Here is a 25,660-nt window from a genome sequence, read left to right on the forward strand (position 1 = left end):
CAAAGTCACACTCATCCGTTCATTCCTGATCCGCGCGCCCTGACATCTGTCAGGGTCGGGAATTTCGAGCAATTACGGGATTGTCGCCTGACCTCGCGTCAGGAGCCTCCCGTTGCATCCCCTCGCCAAGCTCATCGTCGCCGTCCGCGCCTTCGCGATCATCGGGATCGCCGGCGCACTGCTGACCGCATGGGTTATCGGCCCGCGCGTCAATCACACCAGGCCATTGAAGGCGCCCGCCGCGGTCGAGCAGGCCGGGAGCGTCATGCGATGAAGACCGACTTCGCAAAGTGCATGCCGAGGATCCTCGCCTACGAAGGCGGCTGGTCGAACCATCCGCGCGATCCCGGCGGCGTCACGCTCGAAGGCATCATCCAGCGCGTCTATGACGGATACCGTGATCGGCAGGGTAAGCCGCGCCGTCCGCTGAAGCCGGAGATGCGCAACACGGCGGAGTGGAAGCGCGAGCGCGACGAGATCTTCCGGGCTCAATACTGGAAGGCGATCCGCGGCGATGAGCTGCCGGCCGGCATCGACCTGGTCGTGTTCGACGGCGCGGTCAACTCCGGACCCTATCAGTCGATCAAGTGGCTGCAGCGCGCGCTCGGGTTCAGCGGCGACGGCCATCTTGGCGAAACCACGCTGGCAGCCGTGCAGCACCATCCCGATCATGACAAGCTGATCGCCGATATCTGCGCGCGCCGTCTCGGCATGCTGCAGCAGCTGTCGACCTGGGACGCGTTCGGCAAGGGCTGGGCGAAGCGCGTGGCCAACGTCAAGGCTATCGGCCAGGCCTGGGCGACGGGCTCCGTTGGGCCGGCGCCGATTGCGGCGCACGAGGACCAGGGCGACGCCAAGGCCTATGCGAGCGACGTCGCGCAGCCGGCCGTCGATTCCGGCGACGCCATCAAGGGCGCGGTCGGCTCCGGCACCATCGGCGCGACGCTGAACAGCGTGAAGGAGCAGATCGAGCCGATCGCGCAGAGCGCCGACTGGATCATGCACGTCTACACCGCGATCACGGTGCTCTGCGTCGGCGCGGGCGTCGGCGCGGTGCTCTATTCGCTGTGGTCGAGCATGAAGGCCAAGAAGGCGCGCCGCGCGATCGATGGCGACATCGTCGCAACCGTGCCCGAGGGCCAACCCGCATGAGTTGGCTCGCACAAAAGCTGGTCGACCTGGTCGACGCCGTCAACGGCTTCACTGCCGATATCTTCTGGCAGGCAATCACCTCGACGCCGGTGCTCGTGATCATCGCCGCAGTCGCCGTCGTGAGCTTCGCGGTCGCGCATTTCCCGTTCGTCGACCGGCTCTATCCGCCGCTCGCGGCGTTCGAGAAGGCGGCCTCGATCGTCGCCATCCTTGCCTTCGCCGCGCTGCTCTATCTGGTCGGCTACAAGGCATCCGATACACGCGCCGAGTTGAAGCGCGTCAAGAACGACCTGGTCTGGACGCAGTTTCAGCTGGGTGCACAGGAGCGCGCGGCTGAAGACGCCGAGACGCTGAAACGAGAGGCGGATGCGAGCGCGTCCGATGCGAGAGGCAAGCTCAGTGAGTATCAGGCGAAGTTCGGCGACGATCCGAACGCTGCTTTGTGTCGGCCTCGCGCTGGCGTGGTCGAGTGGGTGCACCAGCTCCAGCGTCGACCGCACGCCACTGGCGGCGCCTTCGGCGCGCGTCGTGGCGCTGCCGCGCGACTGCGAGCAACTGGCGAGGAACGTCGATGATCCCACGGTCGGCGAGACCAGCGATCCCTGGCGCGCAATCGGCGAATACGCGGTCGCGCTCGGCGAGGCCAACGGCAACATCGACGCGACCCGCGAATGCCAGCGACGGCAGCGCGAGCGTTTCGGCAAGGGGAAGTGAGCTGTGAACGTCAATCTCAGCGAGTTGGCCCCCTGGGTCGCCGTCGCCGTCTCCATCGGCTCCCTGGTCTATGCGATCCTCAACGGCCGCACGAAGAAGATCGATGAAGAGATCGCCGCGATCAATCGGGGCAACAAGGAAAGCTACGACTCCGTCGCGATCAGGTTTGCCGGAGTGAAGGCCGAGGTCGACCAGGTCAAGGATCGGCTCACGCGCGTCGAGGCCGACATGGCGCATCTGCCGGACAAGGACGTCACGCATCGCCTCGAAATGGCGCTGGCGTCGATGCAGACGGAGATGCGCGGGCTGAACGAGAAGGTCAAGCCGATCGCCGCGATGGCCGATCGGATTCAGGAAGCCATGCTCGAAAAGGTGATGAGCTGATGGGGCGGGACATCATTCGGGAAGACGCGCGGCTGATCATCCTGCGCGAGCTGCACACCCAGACGAACTATGCGCTCAACGACAACCTGCTGCAGCAGACGCTGGAGCTGTTCGGCATCGCGAGGTCGCGTGATTGGGTGCGCGAGGAGCTGAACTATCTCAGCAATGTCGGCGCGATCTCCAAGACGGCGATAGGCAGCGTCGTCGTTGCGACGCTGGAGCCGAAGGGCGTCGAGCACGTCGAGCGCCGGCTCGTGATCGAGGGCGTGAAGCGTCCGAGCCCGCCGGAGCGATGATGCACCATGGCGCATCATCCCAGGGCGCGGCGCGGACGACTGTCGGAAATCGACAAGCTTCCGGACTGGGCCGACGAAGCGAAGATATGGGCGTTCGGACAGCTCAAGGAGCGCAAGCTATCGCAGCTCGAAATCCTCGACGGCTTCAATGCGCGTTTGAAGGCCGCTTCATTGGCCGAGGACGCGGCAGCCGAGCCGCCGGAGATCTCGCGCTCGGCGTTCAACCGCACCGCGCTGAAGATCGCGCTGCTCGGACGCCGGCTCGAGGAGACGCGCGAGATCGCAGCTGTCATCGCGCCGAAGCTGAATGAGGCCGGAGACAACTCGCTGACCCTGATGGTCGCCGAGACGCTCAAGACGCTGATCGCCGAGATGCTCGGCAACGCCGGCGAGCTAGCCGCCGACGGCGACACCGCCGAGATGCTGATGCTGACCTCGCGCGCGTTGAAGCACGCCGAGGAGGCCAAGCGGATCTCGGCGGATGGCCGCCGCAAGATCGAGGCCGAGATGCAGAACAAGGCTACCAAGGCCGTCGACGCCGTCGCGAAGGCCTCCGGGCTCTCCGCCGAAACCGTCGATGCGATCAAGGCGCGAATTCTGGGAATCGAGAGCCGGGGAGCCTAATCGTGCAGCCTGCTTACAATTTGTTCGATTTGATTGCGGCAGGCCGGAAGCAATCCGCTTGCGATCCGAATTTCGCGCGAGTTCAATTCCCACCGCATATTTGTAAGGTCTTGGTGTCTCTTAGCCATGTGAGCCAGAGTGCGCTCCTTCTTATCCTGGCTAGGCGGCGGACCGTAATGGAGATTCTGAGCCTCGACTACGCTGTCGTGGTAGGCACGCAAACATTCTGCAACGGGGTGAAGCAAGGTTGGGGGTACCTTGGTGCCAACCTTGCGTTGGATCGCAGAGGCGATGTCGGTCTCGTTGGAGGAAAGACCGAGTTCGTGCAACTTACCGGCCAGCACATCGTGATGCTGCGGCTGGACGCCTGCCGCAAAAGCCTCCGCGATCAGCTCCATGCATACCCGGAGCCCAAGAAGCTCTTCCTCAAGGCGCTCTTGTTCTCGGCTAAGCACCTGCAACAGACTACCATCGCGTTGCGCCCTGATCTGCTCCTGGACCGAGCTATAGGCGATGTACGCGGCCCACAAAGTGACGCTGGGCGCGAGCACATTGACGATGGCCCCACCCCAATCCTTCATCTCCTGGGTGGTGTGCGAGGCCACATACGGAGCGCCGAGGGTGACCAGCACCGTCAAGCTGACAGCGAGACCGATCAGCCCAACTGCCCCGAGTCCCTGATCCCATTTCCCCATACGAGAAGCATGGCCGAACCCGTCCAAGCTGTCGAGTCCGGCCTTAGGAATCCGCCCTATATCTCAATGTCAGGAGACGGTCATGAATGACGCAACGCCGACGGAAATACTGGAGGTCGATATCAGCTGGGAATGGGCGATCGTCGAAATTTTCGGCCACCGCCGTCACGTGGGCAAGGCCCGCGAAGAGGAGCGCTTTGGGTCGAAGATGCTTCGGATTGACGTGCCGAAGCTGGGGCCAGGCACGGATGAAATCAGCTGGTCGAGTCACTTCTACGGCGGCAGCTCCATCTTTTCTTACACGATCACCGATCAGGAGACGGTGATGAACTATGCGCAGCGAACCTACACGCCCGCGCTGCCCTACCGCGATCACGGCACCTCGGACCCGGTCGACCATGGCGCAGACCGCGAGGGTGCCGAGGTCCTCGCCACGGATGACGACGAGGATGAAGAGTACCGGTGACCGATCCCACTCGCCTGATTTCTGATGCCGAATGGGCCGCGACGCGGCGCGCTGGCCTGTTGGCCAGCGCGCAGCTCGCGCGCGACGCCGGCGGCATCGAAGGCGTTCTGCTCGATTACCAGAAGGAGCTGCTCGCCTCGACGTCGCATCATGCAGTGACTCTCTGCGAGAAGTCCCGTCGTATCGGTGCGACCTGGGGCATCGCATCGGACGCCGCGCTGACCGCCGCCGCAGTGAAATCCGCGGGCGGCATGGACGTGTTCTATATCGGCTACAACAAGGAGATGGCGCGGGAATTCATCGACGTCTGCGCCATGTGGGCCAAGAGCTTCAGCGAGGCCGCCTCGGAAGTGCAGGAGTTCGTCTTTGACGATGGCGAGCCCGACAGTAGCATTCAGGCGTTCCGCATCCGCTTCGCGTCCGGGTTCGAAATCATTGCGCTGCCATCGCGACCCCGGTCGCTCCGCGGCATGCAGGGCTTCGTCATCCTGGACGAAGCCGCCTTCCACGACGATCTCGACGCCATGATGAAGGCCGCGCTCGCGCTGCTGATGTGGGGCGGCAGGGTCCTCGTGATCTCAACCCATCTCGGCGTTGCCAACGCCTTCAATCGGCTGATCGAGGATGCCCGTGCCGGGCGGAAGCCGTACCACGTCGAGCGCTATACGTTCGACGACGCGCTGCGGGCCGGGTTGTATCAGCGCATCTGCCTGGTGACCGGCAAAGAGTGGTCGCCGGAGGCCGAAGCGACATGGCGCGCCGAGATCATCGCCTCATATGGCGATGACGCTGACGAAGAGCTGTTCTGCATCCCGAGCCAGGGCGGCGGCGTCTACCTGGCGCGCGCGCTGATCGAAGCCCGCATGATCGTCGACGGCCCGGTGCTGCGGCTCTCGCGGCCGGCGGAGTTCACGTTCCAGACGAAGGAGTACCGCGAGGCCGACATCCTGGCTTGGTGCAAGAAGCAGCTTGATCCCGTCTTGAAGAAGCTCGACGGCGACCGGCAGCACGGCTTCGGCCAGGACTTCGCGCGCAACTGCGACCTGTCGGTGCTGGCGCCGATCGAGATCGGCAAGACCTTGAAGCGTACGGTGCCGTTCTGGATCGAGATGTCCAACATCCCGTTCGAACAGCAGCGTCAGGTGCTGTTCTACATGTGCGATCGGCTGCCACGCTTCATCGGCGGCAAGATGGACGCCTCCGGCAACGGTGCCTATCTCGCGGAAGTCGCCGCGCAGCGCTATGGGCCGATGCGGATCGAACAGGTCAAGATGAGCGCGGAGTGGTATCTCGAAAACTTCCCGCCGCTGAAATCGGCGTTCGAGGACGGGACCATCCTGCTGCCGATGGATGCCGACGGCGCCGATGATCTCGCGCTCGTGCAGACCATTCGCGGCATTCCGCGCGTGCCCGACATCCGCACCAAGGGTGCGGACGGAAAGAAGCGTCACGGCGACGTCGCGATCGCGCTCGTGCTCGCCTATGCGCAAACGCGCGCGCAGCTGGTCGAGTTCGGCTACCGCTCGCCGAACAGCCGCGACGCGAACAATCCCGCTAAAGGCGGGCCGTCGCATGATGACGACGAAGATCGCGACCAGAGCCGGTGGTGGCGTCCGCCGCTCGGCGCCCGCATTCGTGGAGGACTTTGATGGCGACCGCCGTTTCACCGATCGTCGATCAGTTCGGCCGGCCGATCCAACGCGAGCTGTTGACGCGCGAGGTCGCAGGCCCGCGCATCGGCGGCGTGCGCTCGCCCGTCTCGGGCTATCCGGCCGATGGTCTCGATCCGATCCGGCTCGCGAACATCCTGCGCGCCGCCGATGCCGGAGATCCGCTGCGCTTTTTCGAGCTGGCCGAGCTGATCGAAGAGCGCGACCTGCACTACGCAGGCGTGCTCGGCACACGCAAGCGCTCGGTATCGCAGCTCGATATCCAGGTCGATGCCGCAGAGGATACGCCCGAGGCCAAGGCGCATGCGGATTGGATCGAGGCGGGCCTGAAGCGCGACACGCTGCAGGCCGAGCTGTTCGACATGCTCGATGCGATCGGCAAGGGCATCAGCTTCACCGAGATCGTGTGGGACACGTCTGAGGGCGACTGGAACGTCGGTCAATTGGCCTGGCGAGATCCGCGCTGGTTTCGCTTCGATCGTTACGACGGCGCGACGCCGTTGCTGATCGGCGCCTACGACGCCGAGGGCGTCGGATCCGTCAACCTTCCTTCGACGCCGTCAGGCGAGTCGCCGCTGGCACCGTTCAAGTTCGTTGTCGCCGCCATCAAGGCCAAGTCGGGCCTGCCGGTGCGCGCCGGCGTCTCGCGCCTGGTCGCATGGGCATGGATGTTCAAGGCGTTCACCCAGCGCGACTGGGCGATCTTCAGCCAGACGTTCGGGCAGCCGGTCCGTGTCGGCAAATACCCAGCAGGATCGACGGAGAGCGACAAGAGCACGCTGTTCAGCGCCGTGGCCAACATCGCCGGCGACTGCGCCGCGATCATCCCCGAGACGATGCTGATCGAGTTCATCGAATCGAAGAACGTCGGCCAGGGCGCCGACCTCTACGAGAAGCGATGCGACTGGCTCGATCGACAGATCTCGAAGGCGGTGCTCGGACAGACCGCGACGACGGACGCCATCGCCGGCGGTCACGCCGTCGGCCAGGAGCACCGCCAGGTGCAGGAGGATATCGAGCGCTCCGATGCGAAGGCGTTGTCGGCGGTGCTCAACCGCGACCTCGTGCGGCCGTGGATCGACCTGCAGTTCGGCAAGCAACTGCTGTATCCGCGGCTGCGCGTCGGCCGTCCCGAAGACAAGAACGTCCAGCTCACGGTCGAGAGCGCGGTGAAGCTCATTCCGATGGGCCTCAAGGTCGAGACCAGCTTCTTCAACGATCTACTCGGCATTCCCGTTCCGAAAACCGGCGCTGACGTGCTGATAGCACCGGCAACGCCGGCGCCGGCCGGATTCGGCAACACCGGGTCCGATTTTCCCGCATTGAACACGTCGCAGCGCATGCGCGAGGTCGATGATCCCATCGTGGCGCTCGCCGACCAGGCCGAGAAGCTCTGTGGGCCGGGGACGGACGCGTTGATCAACGAAGTCCGCGCCGTCGTCGAGCATGCGACGTCGCTGCAGCAGGTGCGTGACGAACTGTTGAAGCTCAAGCCAGGTATCGCCGAGCGAAATCTCGCCGGACTGATGCGCATGGCGCGCGTCATGGCTAATCTCACCGGGCGGGCGAACATCCCCGATGCTTAAAGCGCACGGCACGCCGGTTTTTCGAGGCTGCGGCTGCATCGGTGTAGCTCCGCAGGCCGAAATCCTGCCGTTTTCGGTCGCGCCGATCGAGGCGATCAACTTCCTCAAGAAGAAGACGGCCGTTCCAACGGAAACGTGGACCGATCTGTGGCAGCAGGAGCACTCGCGCAGCTTCACTGTCGCCGGCGCGATGACCGATGACCTGGTCGCCGACTTCCACAAGGCCGTCGTCAAGGCGATCGAGCAAGGCGAGACGCTGGAGACGTTCCGAAAGGACTTCGACAGCATCGTCGACACCCATGGATGGAGCTACAACGGCACGCGCGGCTGGCGTAGCCGTGTCATCTTCGACACCAACATGAGCACGGCTTATGCCGCGGGCCGCTGGGACCAGATCCAGCGCGTCAAGCGCACGCGGCCGTATCTGATGTATCGTCATCTCGAAGGCCAGCGCTTTCCGCGGCCGATTCATCAGTCTTGGGACGGCACGATTCTGCCCGTCGAGCATCCGTGGTGGAAGACGCACTATCCGCCGAACGGTTGGGGCTGCCATTGCTGGGCCGAGAGCCTCTCCGACGACGATCTCAGGCGCTATGGCTATCGCGTATCCAAGGATGCGCCGCCATCGCCGCTGATCAAGCGCACGGTCGAGCTGTCGGACGGCACGCTGAAGACGGTCGAGGTACCGCAAGGGATCGACCCAGGCTTCGCCTATCGGCCCGGCGAGATGCCGGCCTCGATCGACGACGCGCTGAAGGAATGAGGAGTTCACCTCCGCCGCGATAGTGGCGGGGGCCGCAGCGCGCAAACGCTGCAACCGCGGGCCTATCCTGGCAGACTGACCCGCACGACGAGTGATCTCGACCCGCCGACCCGCCGCTGCTGCGCAGCGTGGCGACCTTAGGCGGGCGGGGAGTGATTGAGGAGATGGGTTCGAAGGTTGTCTACAGGCAGGTTCAACCGGTCTCACCGGCAGCAGGCTATATCGGCGGCAAGAAGCAGCTCGCGAGGACAATCGTCGCGAGCATCGAGCGGATTCCGCACGAGACCTATGCAGAGGCGTTCGTCGGCATGGGCGGCGTCTTTCTGCGGCGGCGGCTCGCGGCGAAGGGCGAGATCATCAACGACCGGTCGGGCGATGTCGCGACGTTCTTTCGTATCCTGCAACGGCACTACGTGCCTTTCATGGACATGCTGAAATGGCAGATCACCGGACGGCAGGAGTTCGAGAGGCTGAAGGCTGCGCATCCGTCGACGCTGACCGATCTGGAGCGCGCGGCGCGCTTCCTGTACCTGCAGCGGACGGCATTCGGCGGCAAGGTCGCGGGCCGCAACTTCGGTGTGAATCCGCTCGGCGCTCGCTTCAACGTCGCGAAGCTTGCGCCCATGCTGGACGAACTGCACGAGCGCCTGGCGGGCGTCACGATCGAGTGCCTGCCATGGGCCGAATTCATCGCCCGCTACGACCGGCCGGCCACACTGTTCTATCTCGACCCGCCATACTTCGGCGGCGAGAAGGACTACGGCGCCGGGATGTTCGAGCGCTCGGAATACGGGCTCATGGCGGACGTTTTAAGCCGCCTGAAAGGCCGTTTTATCTTGTCGCTGAACGACACGCCGGAGGTGCGGAAAACCTTCCACGGCTTCGCGCTGCGGCCCGTGCGGCTGACCTATTCGGTGGCGGCCAGCACCAACGCCAAGGCGGCCCGGGAGCTGATCATAACCGGCCCGAAAAGGCGTCGCTGAAGAGTCCGAGTTCCGAGTCCGAGTTCGCCACGGTGGACGGCGTCGCCACGGGGACAACCCTCGGAAACTCAACACTTTATGCCGAAATCGCCGAACTCGGACTCCCGCCGCGTCACCCCCGGGAAAAGAGTCCGAGTTCGGGAGCTGCCCGCTTGTTTTTTAGTGTTTCCGCGCACGGGCCGCCGCCCGGGTGTCATTTGAACTTGCGCGAGGGCCGCCGATCGCCAGGCCCGCCCAGTTGCGGCCAAGCCCATGGAAATCAAGCACTTCCCGCCGCGTCCCGGATATTCCCGGCCAATCCCGGGGAGTGCCATATGAAACTGCGCGTCACACTTGGCCTCAGCATCGGGAGGTCAGGACCACGCGACTTCTCCGTTCGCGAGCCGCCATGCCCGTCGTGCATCGCCGCCCACGTCCACCGCATCCCGCCTCAACGTCCGTGACGACGCGTACGCCCCTCGCAACGAGGCGGGACGGGGAGGATCATACATGAATTCTGGAAAAGCGAAATAGAAAAATCTATCGCAGTTCTGGACAAGGTGATGCTGTTGAGCGCGCGGGCCAAATCGCCTGGACGCAGCGACTTGACGCGCTGGAACGTCGCGATGAGCTGTCCGCGCTTGTCAGATCCTTCTACCCGCCCACGATCCCGGAGCCGCGAAACGCCGCGCCGGATGTCGGCGTCTTCGGCGCGGTTGGAGGTGGCGGAGCAAGAACCGTCGCAAACGAGCCGGCCGACAAGGCATAGTCAGGGGGGAATGCCGACCCGAGCGCGCGGATCGTTGTGCGCCGCACGTCATGCGCGGCCCGCAGGTGGGCAATGTGATCGCACAGGCCATCCACCGCCAGCCTGAAGCTGTCGGCCGAGCCGACGAGGCTCGCATTGAGGCCAGGCAGCAATCGGAGCGCGGGCGGCAGGTCCTTCGGCCGCGGCATCGCGGCGCCGTCGAACAGCACGGGGAGGATGGGGAGACCAAGCTCGATCGCCGCTGCAATCTCCTGCACGACATGGTCTTCGCGGCTCTCGCGTTGATACCAGCGCCGCCGGCGCGCGTGCAGCAACCGCGTCCATGCAGGTCCGATCAGCACCAGCTGGATGGCGCAGTCGCCGAGAACGTCCTTGATGTGATCCCAGAAATCCGTGCCGGGCGGAATCGAATGGGCGTCGAGAAAGACCGCATCGGTGCCGAAGCGCATCTGCAGGGCGTCCAGCAGACGGCCGGCGAAATGCGGACTTTCGGCACGGCGATAGGACAGAAAAATTCTGGCGCCCCGTGGCTGCGGCGCATAGCCGGTCGCCGCGAGCGTGGTTTTGGGAACGAGATCGTCGAGCAGCCGCGCGACGCTGTCGTAGCGCTGCGATGGATCGAGGCTCAGCCCCTGGCCGATGACGCGATAGAGCCGGTCGCTGAAGCGGAACGCAGGGTCGATCGCCGCAGCGAGCGGCTGCAAATTGTCCGAGACCAGGCGCTGCGTGGCCTCGGGCGGCGCCTCGCCCGACAGCAGCCAATAAAAGCTGGCGCACAGCGCATACACGTCGGACCGAACATCGGGCAGCGCATCGGTGCGGTACTGCTCGGGTGGCGAGAAGCCCGGCGTTACCATCAGGCCTCCGTCATGCCCGGCGACGTCTCGCGCGGTGGCCGCGCCGAAGTCGATGAGCACGGGGAGACGGCGCGGACCGACGACGAAGATGTTGCCCGGTTTCAAGTCGCGGTGCACGAAGCCCGAGGCATGGACATGGTCGAGCGCATCGCATGTCGCGCGCATCAGATCGAGCACCTCGCCGTGGCCGAGGCTGCGGCGCGCAGCGTCTCCCCAGAGCCGCATGTCGGAGCCGTCGAGCAGCTCGTAGACGATGTAGGCGGTATTGTTGGTGCGGAAGAAATCGTGGATCCGAACGATGCCCTCGTGGCGCAGCGCAAAGGTGATGCGCGCCTCCTCCGAAAAATAGAACAGGCTCCACTGCATGATTCCGTCGTCGCCATCCGGGCAGCGCACGTCGTTCGCATGCGTGCGGTAGCTGCGTCCGCTCAGGAACAGTTCCTTCAGGGCGACGCGGCGGCGAATGACCGTATCCTCCGCCAGATAGGTAATCCCGAATCCGCCTTCTCCGATCACCTTGTTGATGCGGTAGCGGTGGACGATACAGCCGGGCGGCAGCGACTTGCGGACGAGCGGTCGATGATCGTCCGTGCTTCGGGTCTCCGATCGGCCGGCGACGATCGTGGCCAGGTCGGAAAATGCGGCCGGGCGCGGTGCATGGCGTGGTGCTCCCGCCGCGTCTGCTGCTGGTCCAGTCCGAGGACGGATGATCGTCGGCGCAGGCGCGGCGAGCACGGTGCGGTCCAGGATGACCGTATCCTCGACCCGGCGCCCGGCCAGGGTCCCCTTGAACACCGTGGCCAGACGGGTCTCGGGCCGAGCGAGAAAGGTGTAGCGGACGTCGGTCACCGCAAACCTCCTGCGCAGCGGAACAGACGTAAGGACTTGTGATCGAATCCAGGACGTCTGGTCCGACCGCTAGGAGTCCTCGCTTGCGCCGCGCGATGGCGTTTCGACGCGCTTGATGGTATCAGCGATGCCAACCATCCTGCTGACGGAGCCGTCGTCTCCGTGTTCGCCACGACCAGGGACGAACCTTCGCATGACCATCGTGAGCGGCAAAGGATTGTTTTGGGCGGGCGGCGCCTTCGCGGCGCTGGCGGCGGCTGTTCTCCTGATCGCCTTTGTGCCCGGCATCGATCTCGGCGGCTCGATCTTCAAGCGCGGGCAGCCCGCTGCCAGCCAGGAAGAGGCCGCGCGACCGGGCGCTGGGTCAGAGCAGGGGGCGGCAGACAAGGTTGGTTCGACGCAAGCCGCGGCCGCGCTCGCGACCGCACAACAACAGGCCAGCAGTCTGGCCGCGCTGTTGGCGCCGGTCACGCCGCTGGCCGCGGACAGCGACAGCCCGTCGTTCGACGTGGTCAGCGTGGAGCCCTCGGGCGAGACCGTCGTCGCCGGCCGGGCTGCGCCCGGTGCGACCGTCGAGCTGCTGCGCAATGGCGAGCCGCATGATCGCGTGGTTGCGGATCAATCGGGACAGTTCTCGATGGTGCCGCGCCGGTTGCCTGCCGGCGCCTCCGACCTGACGCTGCGAGCCCGGCAGCCGGACGGCCGCGAGGTGTCATCCAGGCAGAGCGTCGCCGTCGTGGTGGAGGCCGGCAAGCGGCCGCCGACGGTGGCGCTGCTGACGCCGGACCAGCCGACCCGCGTGCTGTCGAAGCCCGGTGCATCGTCGCCTCAGGCCGTTGCCGTGGACGCGGTCGACATCGAGCCGAACGGACTCCTGCGCGTCAGCGGCCGCGCGCGCCCCGGCGCGACCGTGCGGCTCTATCTCAACGACCGCCTCGTCGGCTCCGCCGTCGCAGGGCCCGACGGACGTCTCACCGCGACCATCAAGGATGCCAAATGGTCCAGCAAGGACCGATTGCGGCTCGATGAGGTGGACGCTGCATCCGGAACCGTTCTGGCCCGCGCGGAGGTGCCCTTGAATGGTCCCGAGGATGCGACCACGGCATCCGTTGCGACACGCGTGGCGGCGGCTGGCCAGGGGACCGTCGCTGCCGTCCCGCGCACGCAGCTGGCGGCCGCGCCGGGCGCCGACCTGAAGGATATGGGCACGTCATCTGCCCGCGCCGGCGCCAAGACCTTCACCGTCTCGCGCGGCGACAGCCTGTGGCACATCAGCCGCCGTCTCCTCGGCGTCGGCACGCGCTATGCCGTCATCTACCAGGCCAACCGCGAGCAGATCCGCAGCCCGGACCTGATCTATCCGGGCCAGGTCTTCGTGCTTCCGGTCAAGCGGTAGGCGGCTTTAGCGGGTTTGATCGGGGGAGCTCCGTCGACTGTCCGGGCTTCAACACGAGGCGGGCTCTTTTCGGACGAGGGCGCGTGCTTATCGCATCGATCTTGATTGTACGGCGGTCGATGTCCGCATTGCACCTGATAGCTATCGAGCTTTGCGTTGTAGAAGATTTTGCGATGGGCCGACAATACACCACTCATCAGAGTCCGGGGAGGGCGAGCTCTGGACCTGACGAGGCAGTTCGATCCAGTCGTGAATGTTGACCCTTTGCCGACTCAGCACCCCCCAAGCATTTGTGGCTTCCAAATGATATTGTCATTGAAGAATTTCTTTCATAGGTTGCGTCGGTGATTGATGTTTATCGCACTCGCGTTGCCCGACAAAATGCTTGAATTTCTTTGCTATTCTCAAGCGAGGCCAAAAGTACTGACGTTGGGCGCGAAATGTACTATTTTACCCTTATTGGTCGGAGGCACTTTTGGCCAATACTGACAAATTGCAGAACGAACTTGATCGTTACGTGCGCAGCTATGTCACTCGCGAGATCGTTCAATCTTCGGCTGACGCGAGCGCCGATCCACAGCTTGCTACGATTATTGGCAAAATCGCAGAGCGTCTGTCTGATGACAGAGAGGGTGTGATCCTCGACGTTGGCTGCGGCCATGGAACGCTGCTCAGTAGAATGGCTGAATTACCGCAGTTTCGGGACCAGATGACTTGGACCTATGCCGCGATCGACGAGGAGGATAAACTCGATGAGATAGCCCGTCTTACACGGCATCTCGGAATAAGTCGTCGGGTCGAGCCGATCTCACTCGCGAGGTTCTACGAGGCTTGGCCCAGACACGGCTCGCCTCAGCTGGTGGTCTGCAGAAACGTTCTGCATGAACTCACGATGCCTGAAACTGCCCGGCTCCTAAGACATGTTGCCAGCAATCTCGATCCTAAAGATGAATTCATTATCCAGGATTTGCTCCGCTTTCCCGAGAGTGAACGGCACCATGCATGCTGGCTTACGGAAAAGTTATCCAGCTGCGTCAAAGGCCACGGCTTCGAGACGGTGAGTGCGGTGCAGCAGGGCTCTCGCAGCGGAAACGCCTGGGTGAACATAGTTGCAAAGAACCGTCTGCAAGACGTGCCTACGCGCGTTGAGTCGGAGCAGATGGTCGTTTCAGCACGACAGCAGCAATGGGAATTGTGGTCTGCCCTTGATCAGGCCGATCAGCGGAGCCTTCCTGACCGCCCGGAATTAATAACAGCGCTCGATCTAGATCTTCAGCTAGTTTCTCTCACCCGGCAATTGCGGAACGCGGGGGCTCTTAGCCTCAGCCTCGACAAAGATGTTGCTCGCCGCGTTCGGGCGGCTGAATTCACCAGTCGCGTGGATGCGTTCGTACGCGCGAATAATTTGGTGAAGCGGACACCCGAGGTGAGCGTGCACTTCCGCGAGCGCGGCGAACAGCTTAACACTATGGAAGCTTTCTTGCGGGGGCCAGAACGCTTAGCGCTTGTATTTGGCGGCCGCGGCACCGGGAAGACGACCTTCGTCAACCATCTGCTGAAAGAGCGGCTTTACGAGAAGACGTTTGTCATGATCGACGGACGAGCTTCGCGCGGATTTTGGCCCATCGTAGAACAGTTGTTCGCTCAAGTTGGGCTGAACCTAGCCGCTGAAGCACTTAGTGTCCTCGGAGATATAAATTTTGATAGGATCAAAGCGGCTATCGGGCAGTTCTTCAATCAGTTCGCCGCGCGAATGGTGCTTGTAGTTGACAATTTTGATGAGTTTGTCGACTCGAACGGTGTCATTTTTGACCGAGATATTGAGGATCTGCTGGAATATATCGTATCGAAAGAGACAGTGAAGGTGATTCTAACCTCAAGAGGCGAATATTTGCCTCCTGCCCTTCAATACGCAGGAATTTCCGGTCTACTGCCTAAGGTAAAGCTCGGGCGATACGGGACCGATGAGACGGTCGTTAATGTGCTGGACGACCATTTCGATCGAGGAAAGGCGAATTTATCGGAATACCCAGAAAAACTCATTCAAGCGATTGATAGGCACCCTCTGATCGCGACTTTGGCTGGGCATGTCCTCAATCGAAACGGACAAGGGGTGCTATTAAACGACCACTTCATTTTTGAGGTCCGACAAAAGCTTCAGGCAGAACTAACGAGCCGTTTGATTGACGATCAATCCCTCCCCGCTGTCGAGATCGCATCAAAGCTGCGGGTGCCAGTCCCGGTTCCCATGCTTGAACGACTCGCCCCAAACGAAGCAATTTATCGAGCCAGGGCTGCTGAAGTCTTGTACACTATTCCAGATAGACGCTGGCAACAGCTGATCTCATCACTTGGTTTATTCAGGAGGCAGACCGTCGACGATATGACGCTCGCCTCGCTGAATGAGCAAGATGCAGCAGACAAATCCGAAAACTCAAACATAGCTGATGCATACGACAGAATTTACCGCAGCGACGACGATCCGAAATGGATCAGAGAGAGCTATTTTCATAGGATGCTATCCGGATCGATAAATTCGGAAGATTTGGTCGGTTTTGTCGGGCAATACTATTTTCCAGAACTAAAATCGTCGGCTGCATATTGCTTCAGGAAGCGCGATTATTTCACGGCTCTGGAGCTCTTTGAGGCTGCAATGTCATTATCTGATCTGGACGAAACGTCCCAGATGTGGCGCGCGTCCTGCATGATCCGGGCCGGTGATCGCGAAGGCGAAAAGGAATATAGGCGCCTAGCGCAGACCTACCCCAACAATAACGGCATTCGCACCTCACACGTGGACGCACTGCTGAGCGTTTGTGAGGATCAGGCCGCGATCGACACTCTGACTAGCTACGATCTATCTCCGGACAAAAGCGAGTGGGTGGCGCAGCAGTGGGGCAGAGCACATCTGGGCCTCCATCACTACGAGGAGGCTATCGCAATCTTCAGGAAATTGCTTTCCGGGAGTACTTCGAATCCGTATTGGTTTACTTATCTCGCCCGCGCGCTTCAGCAATTTGGCGATCTCGAGGGTGCAATCGAGATTCTCCGCAAAGCGCGCAAGCGTTATCCGGAAAACGTCTCTATCCTGACCTCCCTCGGGGCTGATTTGGAGCGGATGAAATTGGACGAGGAGGCAATCGAAATCCTACTTCCTCTCTTTGAGGCTACTCCCCAAAATACCCGAGCCGCGCTGGCACTAATCCGAGTGCGTATTCGGGAAGGAAATATCTCTGGCGCTGAGGCGGTGCTGAAGCGAGCCAGGACCGATGTGTCTGTAGCGATGAAGCCATTCTTGATTTCTGCCGAGGCGGAGGTTCTAATGGCCCAAGGCCGACCCAGATCAGCGATTGAACTCTTGCGGCCGGCGGCGGTACGCGACGAGCATCTCATTGGCCTGCTTATGGAAGCCCTTATCCAGGAAATATTCAAGTCACCCGACACAGAAGGGCGCCAACGAGCCGTCCGGGACGCGCTGGCAATTTCAATACCCGAGCGCTGGCGAAAGAATGTCCCGATACAAGTGACGAGAGCGCGCCTTGCGATAGCTGCTCGCAATGAAGCTATGTTCGATCTGACAATTCAGAACCTCAATTCAACACTTATAGCTAGACCTGAGATCGAAAGACTGCGGGCTCAGTGGAGAGAGTCGAACTCGAACTAGAATACTAGTCGGAAGTGCGAGCCATCGCCCAAAATGTTTGGAAGCCGAATAGCTACGAATTTGGTCCGCGCATCTACGATGTCTGTTGTGGCACGTAGCTGCTGATTTTGAATCCTTGAGGCCGGTCGAAGCGAGGATGTCGCATTGGCGCCTTAGGAACACGAGCCGAATGATTGTCGCTAGTGTAGCGTGGAAATTGACGTTGCGTCGCGATCTCGCGGCAAGGGGACTTGAACGTCAAATTGATTGCGCGGGGCAAGAGATCGCCGCGCTGCTCCCGTCCGGCAGCAAGGTGCACGACGCGCTGCTCGTTGTCGGACTGTCGAGCCCCGCAGGCTCCCTCCTGGAGGATTACTGGAGTAGCTCATCCGCCAGCTCGCCCAGCCGCTCGACGCTGCGCTCGATCCGGGCGCTCCAGTCGTGGCTGCAGCTCAGGCGCAGGCAGTTGCGATAGCCGCCGCTGGCCGTGAACAGGCTGCCGGGGACGAAGCAGATGCGCTCGCGGATGGCGCGGGCATAGAGCGCGTCGGCGTCGAAGCCGTGCGGCAGCTCCAGCCACAGCACGAAGCCGCCCCTCGGGTCGGTCATGCGGGTATCCCGCGGGAAGCTGCGGTCGACGGTGCGGCGCATGCGGTCGATGTTGTCGGCGAACAGTTTTCGGATGCGCCGGAGGTGGGCGTCGTAGCCGCCTGATGTGAGGAAATCGGCCATCGCCTTCTGCGGCAGCGCCGCGCCGCTCAGCGACAGCGCGAATTTTGCCGCCAGGATCTGGTCGTGGCGGCGGTTGGCGGCGAGCCAGCCGATCCGGTAGCCTGGCGCGATGGTCTTGGAGAACGAGCTGCACAGGATGATGTCGGCCTTCGGACTGATCGCGGCGAACGGGCGCGGCCGGTCCGCGCCAAAGCTGATGTCGCCATAGATGTCGTCCTCGATCAGCGGCACGCCGTGGCGCGTCAGCACCTTCGTGATCGCAGCCTTGCGCGCATCGTCGGTGCGGTAGCCCAGCGGATTGCTGAAGCTCGATGCGAGCAGGCAGGCGGCGACGCGGCGCGCGCCGAGCGCCTTGTCGAGCGCTGCGACGTCGATGCCGCTGGTCGGGTCGGTCGGCAGCTCCAGCGCGCGCAGGCCGTGGGCCTCGAGCACCTGCAGCAGGCCGAAATAGGTCGGGGATTCGATCGCGACGGTGTCGCCGGGCTTGGTGGTGACGCTGAGGGCGATGTTCAGCGCTTCCGTGCAGCCATTGCTGATCAGGACTCCATCGGGCGGCACCGCGTGGCCGAGCCGCAAAGCGCGTTCGGAGATCTGGCCGCGCAGCTCGGCATCGCCATGCGGATCGGCATAGACGTTGTAGTTCCGGCCATGGACGCGCGCGCAGCGGGCGAGATGGCGGTCCAGCCGCTCGGCCGCGAGCAGGCCGGCGCTCGGGACCGCACAGCCCAGCGGCGCGTAGGACGGATCGGTGGCGTAGGCGAGCACGCTGAACACGGGATTGCTGACGGAGACCTGCGTGGCGCGCTGCGGCGGCTGCGAGGCCGCCGGCGGCGGCCGCCGCGTGTGGGTCCGGCTGGTGACATAGAAGCCGGATTTCGGCCGCGCCGCGAGCACGCCGCGGTCCTCCAGCAGCCGGTAGGCCTGCAGGGCCGTGGTCAGGCTGACGCCGTGCTGCGCGGCAAAGGCACGCACCGAGGGCGCGCGCATCCCGACGCGCAGAACGCCGTCGTCAACCAGCGCCACGACCCGGCCTGCGAGGGCTTCGTAGAGCGGCAGATCTGGTGTGCGCTGGTCCATACAGGCCATCCAACACGAAATCTGTTCTGGTGACAATTCATCTCGTCTGTATCTGTCATCCTCTGGCCTTGCGGCCGTAGCGTAGGGCGCCTCTGCTCCGGAGTTTCGCCAATGCCTCACGTGCCCAGCCGTTTCCCGCACAACGACATCATGACCTTGACGTCATCAGCGGTCCGTTTCGACCTCGCCGAAAGCCTCGGTCCGGATCTCAGGCTGGGCCAGATATTTGCTGATGGCTTCGGGGCCGAGCTGGAGGATCTCGCACTCGCCTACGGCCCGACCGACGGCAGTGCGGCGTTGCGCCAGCTGATCGCCGCGCGCCACGGCGTCGACGCGGACGACGTGATCACCACCGTCGGCGCCATGCAGGCGCTGTTCCTGATCGCCTTCATCCTCGGCGAGCCCGGCGCCGGTGTCGTGATCGGACGTCCGGTGTTTCCCAATGCGCGTAGCGTGCTCGATGCGGTGCGCATGGATGTCGTCGAGCTGCCGATGCGCTTCGACGACGGCTACCGGCTCGACGTCGATCGTCTCAGATCGTTGCTGACGCCGCGGACCCGCCTGGTCAGCCTCGCCTCGCCGCAAAACCCCTCCGGTGTTGCGCTGACCGGGCAGGAGGTGCGCGGCGTGCTCGCTTGCATGCAGGAGATCTGCCCGGACGCGTTCCTGCTGGTCGACGAGACCTATCGCGAGGCCGTGCATGGCGACGGCGACGCACGCCCGAGCCTCGTCGGTCTGGATCGCCGCATCGTCAGCTGCGCGTCGTTCTCCAAATGCCATGGCGCGCCCGGCATCCGCACCGGATGGGTGATCACGCAGGATCGGGCGCTGCGCGCGCAGCTCGAGTTCGCCAAGTTCAACACGACCATCTCCAATTCCGTCGTCGACGAGGCGATCGCGCTGCGCATCATGCAGACGCTGGATCCCATGATGCGCGACCGGCGTCGCCATCTCGCTGCGGGGCTGGCGCGAACGGCGGCCTTCGTCGAGGCGCACGCCGACATGATCGAATGGGTCCGGCCGGATGCCGGCGCGCTGTGCTGCGTCCGGCTGAGGCGCGACGTGTTCGATGACGCAGCCGTCGTGCGCTTTCACGGTGAGCTTGCGGCGCGCGAGACGCGCGTCGGGCCGGGATCGTGGTTCGGCGACGAGCCGCGCGTCTTCCGGCTCGGCTTCGGCCTGCTCACGCTGCCGGATCTCGACGAGGCGCTCGGCCGTATCGCGCAGGCGCTGCGGCAGGCGGCGTGACGCCGCGGGCGCAGATCGCGACGTGCTGACCGCAACGTGAGCGCGCTGCAGTCATGCCGCGTGCAGCCTTTTCCGGCGATGGGATTGGGCTACGATGATCGCAGCGTTCCCATTGCGAGGTTCCATGCACGATCTCACCCGCTGCGTTCAGCATCCTGCCGTGTCCCACCAAGGTTTTTCGTCGCTGGCGGTTCCGACCTATCGCGCCTCGACCATCGTCTACGATGATCCCGCAGCGTTCGCGCAACGACACCAGCGCGGCCTCGATGACTACATCTACGGCCTGCAGGGCACGCCGACGACGCGGACGCTCGAGGCGCAACTGACGGCGCTGCATGGCGGCGAGCGCACCGTGCTCGTTCCCTCGGGACAGGCCGCGGTCGCGGTCACGATGCTCGCCGTGCTCAAGCCCGGCGACAAGGTGCTGATTCCGGATCACGTCTATCCGTCGGTGCGCAGCCTGTGCGCCGATTATCTCGCGTCCCGCGGCATCGCACATGCGGTCTATGATCCCCTGATCGGGGCCGGCATCGCCGACCTGATCGACGCCGGCACCAAGCTGATCTGGATGGAGTCGCCGGGGTCGGGAACGATGGAGGTGCAGGACGTTCCGGCGATTGCGCGCACCGCGCAGGCGCGGGGCGTGCTCACCGGCTGCGACAACACCTGGGCCAGTCCGCTGCTGTTCAAGCCGCTGGCCCACGGCGTCGACTTCGCGATCGAAGCGCTCACCAAATATGTCGGCGGCCATTCCGACCTGCTGCTCGGCTCGATCACGGTCAGGGATCTCGCCTTGCGCAAGGCGATCAACGAGGTGCTCGGCGTGCTCGGCATCGGCGTGTCGCCGGACGAGGCGGCGCTGGCGCTGCGCGGCATCGAGACCATGGGCGTCCGCATGGCGCATAGCGGCCGCGTCGCGCGCGACTTCGCCGAGCGGCTGCAAAGCGCGGCGGCCGTCGCGCGCGTGCTGCATCCGGCGCTGCCGTCGTGTCCGGGTCATGAGGTCTGGACGCGCGATTTCGCCGGTTCGAGCGCCGTCTTCAGTATCGTCATCAAGCCGGAGTTCAAGGAGCGAATTGATCCGGCGCTCGGACGGCTTCGCCTGTTTGCGATCGGCGCCTCCTGGGGCGGCACCCACAGCCTGATCGCGCCGATGGATGTCGCGGCCGATCGCACGGTAAGTCCGTGGAATGCAGCGGAGGGATTGGTGCGGCTCAGCATCGGCCTCGAGGAGCCGGGCGAGCTGTGGCAGGATCTGTCGCGCTTTCTCGATGCGCTTGCCGCCGCGTAACGTATGATCGGCGAAGCCAGTCGTGACGAGCCCGCGGCAAGCGGCCGCGAGCTCGTCGACGGCAACGTCAGAAGCTGACGCTCAGCCGCGCGTTCAGCGACCGGCCCGGGCCCTTGACGGAATAGCCGTAGGCGGCGGACGAGCCCATCATCGACACCACCTTGGTGTCGACCAGATCGGCGCCGCCCAGCGGCAGGTCATAGGTCCGGTTGAACAGGTTGTCGACGCCGAGATCGAGCCGCACGTGCTGCCATTCGTAGCCGGTCCGCAGGTTGACCAGCGCGTAGGACGGCGTGGTCAGCTCGTTGTGGACCTGACTGACCATGTGCTTCGATCCGACGAGCTGAAGCTCGACCGAGTTGGTCCAGCCGCCGAGGTGATGGTCGAGCGCGAGCTTCGCGTTGACCGGCATCATGTGATAGAGGTCGACGCCGTCGGTGCGGCGGCCTCGGACATAGCCGACCAGGCCGCGGATCTGGCCGTGGCCATAGGTCAGATCGTCCCACACCGTCAGGCGACCCTCGACGTTGACTCCGTATAGCGTCGCGTCATGGTTGGCGAAGCGCAGATAGACGAAGCCGGTGTTGGCGGTCAGGTTGGTCGGATTGCTGGCGAGGCAGGTCGCGGTGCCGCAGCGGTCGACGTCGATGTAGTCCTGCACGTAGCTCGCATAGGGCGTCACCTTCACGTCCCATAGCTTCTGTGCGGCATCATGCCAGCCGGCCGTGAAGCTGACCGTGTGCGCCTTCTCCGGCTTCAGGTCGAGGTCGCCGACATAGCCGTTGCCGTCGCCGAACCAGCCGATCATGTTCATCGCCATCGCATTGGTCGACCAGGCGTAGCGCTCGTAGAGGTTCGGCGAGCGCGTCTTGCGGGCGAAGCCGAGCTCATACTGGCTGATCGCGTTCGGCTCGTAGCGGACGAGCGCAGAGCCGTCGAGATGCACGTCGGTCCGCGCGTGATCGACGGCGTTGAACGCCGCGGCATCGGCACCGTACATCATCGCATTGTAGCCGGCGACATTGCCGGTGTTCATCCACACCACATCGTTGCGCAGGCCGATGATCGACGTCCATTGCCGGTCCCAGTGCCGCTCCCATTCGACGAAGGTGCCGACGCGGTCGCGCCGTCCGCCATTGATGTTGATGAAGGCGTTGGGGCCCATCATCATCGATCCCGCCACCGGATTCCACCAGTCGTCGAGCCGGTTGAGCGCGAGCTCGTTGCCGACGCGCAGCAGATCCTGGCCCGACACCGGAAGCGTCGCCTTGATCGCATAGCCGCCGTCGAGGCCCTTGGTGTCCATCGGCATGGACGCGACCTTGTCGGGGGCGATGAAGCCCATCGTGTGCCGGATCTGGTGCACGAAGGCGGACGCTTCGAGCATGCCCCAGTCGAACGTGCCTTCGTAGCGGCCATTGGCGAACAGGCCGCGGTTGTAGACCATGTCCATGTACTGGTTCACGTAGCCCTGATAGGGGATGAACTGGCCGCCGAGCTGGAAGGTAAAGAGGTTGCCGAAGGTCCGGCTGGAGATGCTGATGGCGTGGTTCTGGGTCTCGTACAACGTCGACTTCACGGTCGAGCCGTCGCCGGCCTTGTAGTCGCGGGCGCGCACCCAGCCGCCGCTATAGGTCACGCTGGTGTCGCGATTGGCGACGGTGGCGGTCGCATCGACGCCATAGGCGTTGCCGTTGCTGCGGAAGAAGCTGGAGACGCGCGTGCTGGCGATCCAGCCATCGCCCGGTGCAAAGGCCGGCGGCGCGGTCGTGACGTCGATGCGGCTGCCGATGTAGTCGCCGCCGACCGAGACCGGCCCGATGCCGAGATAGGCGCGCATCTTTGCGATCATCGCCGGATTGACGAAGGACAGCGGTGGATTCATCTCGTTCGGGCAGGCCGGGGAGATCAGCATCGAATTGATCGCGACCTGCAGCCGGTCGGCGCCGAAGCCGTTGACGGCGGGCAGGCTGGAGACGCCGCCGGCGCCCCAGGCCGCACCGCCCGGCAGATCGGTGACGAGGCTCGCCGAGTCGCTCGACGAGAGCGCGCGATCGAAGCCGGCCTGTGGCGGCAGCGTGCGGACCGCGGCATTCGGAGCGGTGTCGTTGTGCTCGGCGGCGGGTCCGGTGGCGCGTTGTGCCGGAGCGCGGGTCTCCTGCTGTCCAGTGGGCCGAGGCCTCGGTTTGGCCGTGCGGGGACGCGGTGGATCGACGGTCACCGTCGGCAGCAACGGATTGGATTGGGCGATGGCTTGGTCCGTGACGGGACCGAGCAGGGTTGCCGCGAGCAGGGCGGGTGGTGCCAGCCCGGAGATGACGGGTGAGATGCGCCGTCGTTGGCTTGGTGTGCGGTTCGACATGAATGAACTCTGAAGGATGGTTGCGCAGCTTCTGCGCATGAGACGGGAGCAGGGCGCGCGCGAACGGCGCCCGGCAGTGATGCGAGGAACGGTGTGCGTGTCAGACCGACCGTGGCGCGGTCAGGCGCGGATCGTCAGGCAGCGAAAATCCGAGATGATGAAGCGAGCAACGTCGCTCAGGCGTGCACGGGCGGCGCGCGGGCGCGGTGCGCAAAATGGATATCGGCGACATCGATGCGCGGCGCGGCGATCGGTTCGAACTTGATCCCGAGCACGCGCCGGAGCGTGATCGCGGGCGCATCGGGCGGCGCCAGCAACGCGAAGCCGGGCGTCACGCACAGCGGACAATGAGCAGCAGATGCTGCTGCCGGTGTGCCTGGCAACGCGTCCTGGCGGTCCTGGGAGCCCACGCCCGCCTCTGCGTGACAGATCTCGCCGAAGCCGAACGCAAGACCCGGCGGCAGCAACGCATTCAGGCTCACCGCCAGCGTGAGCTGCAGCGCGATGACATAGGCCATCGCACAGGCGATCGTGCCCGTCAGATGCTGGCGATATGAGCGATTGCGACGCACGACCCGTGAACCCCCGCCGGCATGATTAACATGCCTTCGCGCGGCGGCAAGTTGCGATCGCTCAAGCCAGGGTGTCGTTCCTCGCGGAGCGCGATCGATCGTGTGGCGTGCGCGACCGCAGCCAGCTAGCCCGCGCTCAGCCGCACGCCGGCGCGCAGGAATTTCTGCGGGTCGACGGCTTCGCCATCGATGCGGGTCTCGTAGTGCAGATGCGGACCGGTCGAGCGGCCGGTCGAGCCGACTTCGCCGACGATGTCGCCGATCTTCACCTGCTGGCCGATCTTGACGTTGATCTCGGAGAGATGGCCGTAGCGCGTGGAGAGGCCGTTGCCGTGGTCGACCTCGACCATACGGCCATAGCCGCCGGCCCAACCTGCGTTCACCACCTTGCCATTGGCGGTGACGCGGACGGGGTCGCCGGTCGCGGCGCGGAAGTCGAGCCCGGTATGCATCGCGGGGCGGCCGAGGAACGGATCCGAGCGCACGCCGAAGCCGGAGGTGAACTCGACCTCGCCGATGACGGGTTTGCGATAAGGCACGAGCGACAGCGTGCGGTTCAGCTTCTCGACCTGCGCGCGGGTGATGCTGATGCGGTAGAGCTGGCGTTCGAACGGCCCGGACTCGGCGCCGAGCTTCACCGGAACGAACGGTCCGCCCATCCCGCCCTTGGGCGCCGCGGCTTCGAGCTGGCCCATGTCGAGACCGAGATCGGTGATCACGCCACGCATGCGGCGCAGCTTCGATTCCATGGTTTCTTCGGCTGACGACAGCATCGCGATCTGCCGCGCCTCGACCTGGTCGAGCGAGCGGGTCAGCCGCGTCAGCACGTTGTCGACGCCGGCGAGCTTGGCGAACTGGTTGGGTTGCGCGTTGGCCATGACGGGGCTGCGCGATTCGAGCCGGGCCTCGCGGTCGGGCGGTGCGGTGAAGATCACGGTGTCGCTGATCGGCGACGGTTTTGGCGTGGCCGGCGTCGCCGGCGCTTCGGTCGCGGCCGGTGCGCGTGCCGGCAGGCGAATCGAGCCGGTGACGTCGGGCATGCTGCCGAGCGCGGTGGCGCGGCCTTCGAGCGCTGTCTGGCGCTTCAGGATCTGGTCGAGCTTCTGATCGAACTGCTCCTGGTCGAGCAGCTGCCGGCTGGCGGCGCGGTCGACCTTGGCGCGCAGCTCGGCGATGCGGTCCTCATAGGCGTATTGCATCTCGGCCTGGCGCGCGATCAGCCGGGTCAGGACGTCGTCGCGGAACGCGAAATAGGTGGCGGTCGCCGCCGACCACAGGCCAAGCAAGGAGACCGTGCCGACCACGATCCAGAACACGATCGGGCCGATGCGAACCTGCTTGCCGGCATGCACCAGCGTGTAGTCGCTCTGCGAGGCCGCGGCAGTGGGCGCCGGATGGCTGACCGGAGCGCGCCTCTGATGCAAGGCGTGCCCGCGGTCATGAGCATGGTGCTGGGGATATTCGGCGTACTGGCCGGAACGATGCGACATCGGCACTCCCGCGCCGATCGGAACATGCATTCCTCACGGCGTCATTTACGGGAGGGATTTGA

The 25,660-nt window shown here is 64.2% G+C and carries 22 protein-coding genes; 16 read left to right on the forward strand and 6 right to left on the reverse strand.

Features of this window, described 5'->3' with window-relative positions:
• The first annotated feature begins 112 nt into the window (after positions 1–112).
• Genes LQG66_RS03995 through LQG66_RS04025 form a run of 7 tightly spaced genes read left to right on the forward strand, consistent with a single transcriptional unit; the run spans position 113 to position 3,170 of the window.
• Entirely contained in the window at positions 113–274 is a 162-nt protein-coding gene (locus tag LQG66_RS03995; protein WP_231323642.1) for a hypothetical protein, read from the forward strand.
• A complete protein-coding gene (locus LQG66_RS04000) occupies positions 271–1,152 on the forward strand; it encodes a glycoside hydrolase family 108 protein (RefSeq protein WP_231323644.1) in 882 nt (293 codons plus the stop codon). Before LQG66_RS03995 ends, LQG66_RS04000 begins: the two co-directional genes overlap by 4 nt.
• On the forward strand, positions 1,149–1,727 hold the full coding sequence (locus tag LQG66_RS04005; protein ID WP_231323646.1) for a hypothetical protein: 579 nt from the start codon (positions 1,149–1,151) through the stop codon (positions 1,725–1,727). The genes LQG66_RS04000 and LQG66_RS04005 overlap by 4 nt, the downstream gene beginning before the upstream one ends.
• The gene (locus LQG66_RS04010) at positions 1,681–1,866 is read left to right on the forward strand and encodes a hypothetical protein (protein WP_231323648.1); all 186 of its coding nucleotides are present in this window, start codon (positions 1,681–1,683) and stop codon (positions 1,864–1,866) included. Before LQG66_RS04005 ends, LQG66_RS04010 begins: the two co-directional genes overlap by 47 nt.
• 3 nt (positions 1,867–1,869) lie before the next feature.
• Complete coding sequence (locus tag LQG66_RS04015; protein ID WP_231323650.1) at positions 1,870–2,250, forward strand: DUF2730 family protein; 381 nt, start codon at positions 1,870–1,872, stop codon at positions 2,248–2,250.
• Positions 2,250–2,546 carry a VpaChn25_0724 family phage protein gene (locus LQG66_RS04020; RefSeq protein ID WP_231323651.1) on the forward strand — a complete coding sequence of 99 codons (297 nt, stop codon included), beginning with the start codon at positions 2,250–2,252 and terminating at the stop codon, positions 2,544–2,546. Before LQG66_RS04015 ends, LQG66_RS04020 begins: the two co-directional genes overlap by 1 nt.
• Before the next feature lie 6 nt (positions 2,547–2,552).
• The gene (locus LQG66_RS04025) at positions 2,553–3,170 is read left to right on the forward strand and encodes a DUF3486 family protein (protein WP_231323653.1); all 618 of its coding nucleotides are present in this window, start codon (positions 2,553–2,555) and stop codon (positions 3,168–3,170) included.
• Here LQG66_RS04025 and LQG66_RS04030 read toward each other — a convergent pair.
• Positions 3,167–3,892, reverse strand: a complete 726-nt coding sequence (locus LQG66_RS04030) for a hypothetical protein (RefSeq protein ID WP_231323655.1) — start codon at positions 3,890–3,892, stop codon at positions 3,167–3,169. The two genes, LQG66_RS04025 and LQG66_RS04030, sit on opposite strands and share 4 nt — an antisense overlap.
• A gap of 55 nt (positions 3,893–3,947) precedes the next feature.
• On the opposite strand from LQG66_RS04030, the gene LQG66_RS04035 reads away from it, so the two are divergent.
• The 5 genes from LQG66_RS04035 (at position 3,948) to LQG66_RS04055 (ending at position 9,333) form a co-directional block, all read left to right on the forward strand.
• Positions 3,948–4,331, forward strand: coding sequence for a hypothetical protein (locus tag LQG66_RS04035; RefSeq protein WP_231323657.1), 384 nt, complete (start codon positions 3,948–3,950; stop codon positions 4,329–4,331).
• On the forward strand, positions 4,328–5,980 hold the full coding sequence (locus tag LQG66_RS04040; protein WP_231323659.1) for a terminase large subunit domain-containing protein: 1,653 nt from the start codon (positions 4,328–4,330) through the stop codon (positions 5,978–5,980). Before LQG66_RS04035 ends, LQG66_RS04040 begins: the two co-directional genes overlap by 4 nt.
• Positions 5,980–7,587 (forward strand): DUF935 domain-containing protein, encoded by a 1,608-nt coding sequence (locus LQG66_RS04045; protein WP_231323662.1) that lies wholly within the window; start codon positions 5,980–5,982, stop codon positions 7,585–7,587. The genes LQG66_RS04040 and LQG66_RS04045 overlap by 1 nt, the downstream gene beginning before the upstream one ends.
• A complete protein-coding gene (locus LQG66_RS04050) occupies positions 7,580–8,350 on the forward strand; it encodes a phage head morphogenesis protein (protein WP_231323664.1) in 771 nt (256 codons plus the stop codon). Before LQG66_RS04045 ends, LQG66_RS04050 begins: the two co-directional genes overlap by 8 nt.
• A 164-nt stretch (positions 8,351–8,514) precedes the next feature.
• Positions 8,515–9,333 carry a DNA adenine methylase gene (locus LQG66_RS04055; RefSeq protein ID WP_231323666.1) on the forward strand — a complete coding sequence of 273 codons (819 nt, stop codon included), beginning with the start codon at positions 8,515–8,517 and terminating at the stop codon, positions 9,331–9,333.
• Positions 9,334–9,966: 633 nt separating this feature from the next.
• Here the strand turns inward: LQG66_RS04055 and LQG66_RS04060 are convergent.
• Positions 9,967–11,787: a protein kinase domain-containing protein gene (locus LQG66_RS04060; RefSeq protein ID WP_231323668.1), complete on the reverse strand. Its 1,821-nt coding sequence runs from the start codon at positions 11,785–11,787 to the stop codon at positions 9,967–9,969.
• 193 nt (positions 11,788–11,980) lie between these two features.
• Here LQG66_RS04060 and LQG66_RS04065 point away from each other — a divergent pair, with 193 nt between their 5' ends.
• On the forward strand, positions 11,981–13,183 hold the full coding sequence (locus tag LQG66_RS04065) for a LysM peptidoglycan-binding domain-containing protein (RefSeq protein ID WP_231323671.1): 1,203 nt from the start codon (positions 11,981–11,983) through the stop codon (positions 13,181–13,183).
• A 475-nt stretch (positions 13,184–13,658) separates the two neighbouring features.
• Positions 13,659–16,847, forward strand: coding sequence for a tetratricopeptide repeat protein (locus tag LQG66_RS04070; protein WP_231323673.1), 3,189 nt, complete (start codon positions 13,659–13,661; stop codon positions 16,845–16,847).
• Positions 16,848–17,198: 351 nt separating this feature from the next.
• Here the strand turns inward: LQG66_RS04070 and LQG66_RS04075 are convergent, their stop codons facing one another.
• Positions 17,199–18,635, reverse strand: a complete 1,437-nt coding sequence (locus LQG66_RS04075) for an aminotransferase-like domain-containing protein (RefSeq protein ID WP_231323675.1) — start codon at positions 18,633–18,635, stop codon at positions 17,199–17,201.
• Between the two features lie 111 nt (positions 18,636–18,746).
• Between LQG66_RS04075 and LQG66_RS04080 the strand changes: the two genes are divergently transcribed.
• Positions 18,747–19,883 (forward strand): pyridoxal phosphate-dependent aminotransferase, encoded by a 1,137-nt coding sequence (locus tag LQG66_RS04080; protein ID WP_231323677.1) that lies wholly within the window; start codon positions 18,747–18,749, stop codon positions 19,881–19,883.
• A gap of 124 nt (positions 19,884–20,007) precedes the next feature.
• Entirely contained in the window at positions 20,008–21,174 is a 1,167-nt protein-coding gene (locus LQG66_RS04085) for a trans-sulfuration enzyme family protein (protein WP_231323680.1), read from the forward strand.
• Positions 21,175–21,241: 67 nt separating this feature from the next.
• Here the strand turns inward: LQG66_RS04085 and LQG66_RS04090 are convergent, their stop codons facing one another.
• From LQG66_RS04090 to LQG66_RS04100, 3 genes are all read right to left on the reverse strand, one after another.
• Positions 21,242–23,536 (reverse strand): TonB-dependent receptor, encoded by a 2,295-nt coding sequence (locus LQG66_RS04090; protein WP_231323682.1) that lies wholly within the window; start codon positions 23,534–23,536, stop codon positions 21,242–21,244.
• 176 nt (positions 23,537–23,712) lie between these two features.
• Complete coding sequence (locus LQG66_RS04095; protein ID WP_231323684.1) at positions 23,713–24,054, reverse strand: DUF2946 family protein; 342 nt, start codon at positions 24,052–24,054, stop codon at positions 23,713–23,715.
• A 179-nt stretch (positions 24,055–24,233) separates the two neighbouring features.
• On the reverse strand, positions 24,234–25,598 hold the full coding sequence (locus LQG66_RS04100; protein ID WP_231323686.1) for a M23 family metallopeptidase: 1,365 nt from the start codon (positions 25,596–25,598) through the stop codon (positions 24,234–24,236).
• Between the last annotated feature and the right edge of the window lie 62 nt (positions 25,599–25,660).

Source organism: Bradyrhizobium ontarionense (assembly GCF_021088345.1).
In the GTDB taxonomy this organism is placed as follows: domain Bacteria; phylum Pseudomonadota; class Alphaproteobacteria; order Rhizobiales; family Xanthobacteraceae; genus Bradyrhizobium; species Bradyrhizobium ontarionense.

Excerpts from the sequence above, each read along its gene's own strand:
- LQG66_RS04035 (WP_231323657.1), top strand. The coding sequence starts at position 3,948 with ATGAATGACGCAACGCCGACGGAAATACTGGAGGTCGATATCAGCTGG.
- LQG66_RS04025 (WP_231323653.1), top strand. The coding sequence starts at position 2,553 with ATGGCGCATCATCCCAGGGCGCGGCGCGGACGACTGTCGGAAATCGAC.
- LQG66_RS04000 (WP_231323644.1), top strand. The coding sequence starts at position 271 with ATGAAGACCGACTTCGCAAAGTGCATGCCGAGGATCCTCGCCTACGAA.
- LQG66_RS04065 (WP_231323671.1), top strand. The coding sequence starts at position 11,981 with ATGACCATCGTGAGCGGCAAAGGATTGTTTTGGGCGGGCGGCGCCTTC.
- LQG66_RS04050 (WP_231323664.1), top strand. The coding sequence starts at position 7,580 with ATGCTTAAAGCGCACGGCACGCCGGTTTTTCGAGGCTGCGGCTGCATC.
- LQG66_RS04055 (WP_231323666.1), top strand. The coding sequence starts at position 8,515 with ATGGGTTCGAAGGTTGTCTACAGGCAGGTTCAACCGGTCTCACCGGCA.
- LQG66_RS04090 (WP_231323682.1), bottom strand. The coding sequence starts at position 23,536 with ATGTCGAACCGCACACCAAGCCAACGACGGCGCATCTCACCCGTCATC.
- LQG66_RS04080 (WP_231323677.1), top strand. The coding sequence starts at position 18,747 with ATGCCTCACGTGCCCAGCCGTTTCCCGCACAACGACATCATGACCTTG.
- LQG66_RS04100 (WP_231323686.1), bottom strand. The coding sequence starts at position 25,598 with ATGTCGCATCGTTCCGGCCAGTACGCCGAATATCCCCAGCACCATGCT.
- LQG66_RS04020 (WP_231323651.1), top strand. The coding sequence starts at position 2,250 with ATGGGGCGGGACATCATTCGGGAAGACGCGCGGCTGATCATCCTGCGC.
- LQG66_RS04095 (WP_231323684.1), bottom strand. The coding sequence starts at position 24,054 with ATGGCCTATGTCATCGCGCTGCAGCTCACGCTGGCGGTGAGCCTGAAT.
- LQG66_RS04045 (WP_231323662.1), top strand. The coding sequence starts at position 5,980 with ATGGCGACCGCCGTTTCACCGATCGTCGATCAGTTCGGCCGGCCGATC.
- LQG66_RS04085 (WP_231323680.1), top strand. The coding sequence starts at position 20,008 with ATGCACGATCTCACCCGCTGCGTTCAGCATCCTGCCGTGTCCCACCAA.
- LQG66_RS04005 (WP_231323646.1), top strand. The coding sequence starts at position 1,149 with ATGAGTTGGCTCGCACAAAAGCTGGTCGACCTGGTCGACGCCGTCAAC.
- LQG66_RS04075 (WP_231323675.1), bottom strand. The coding sequence starts at position 18,635 with ATGGACCAGCGCACACCAGATCTGCCGCTCTACGAAGCCCTCGCAGGC.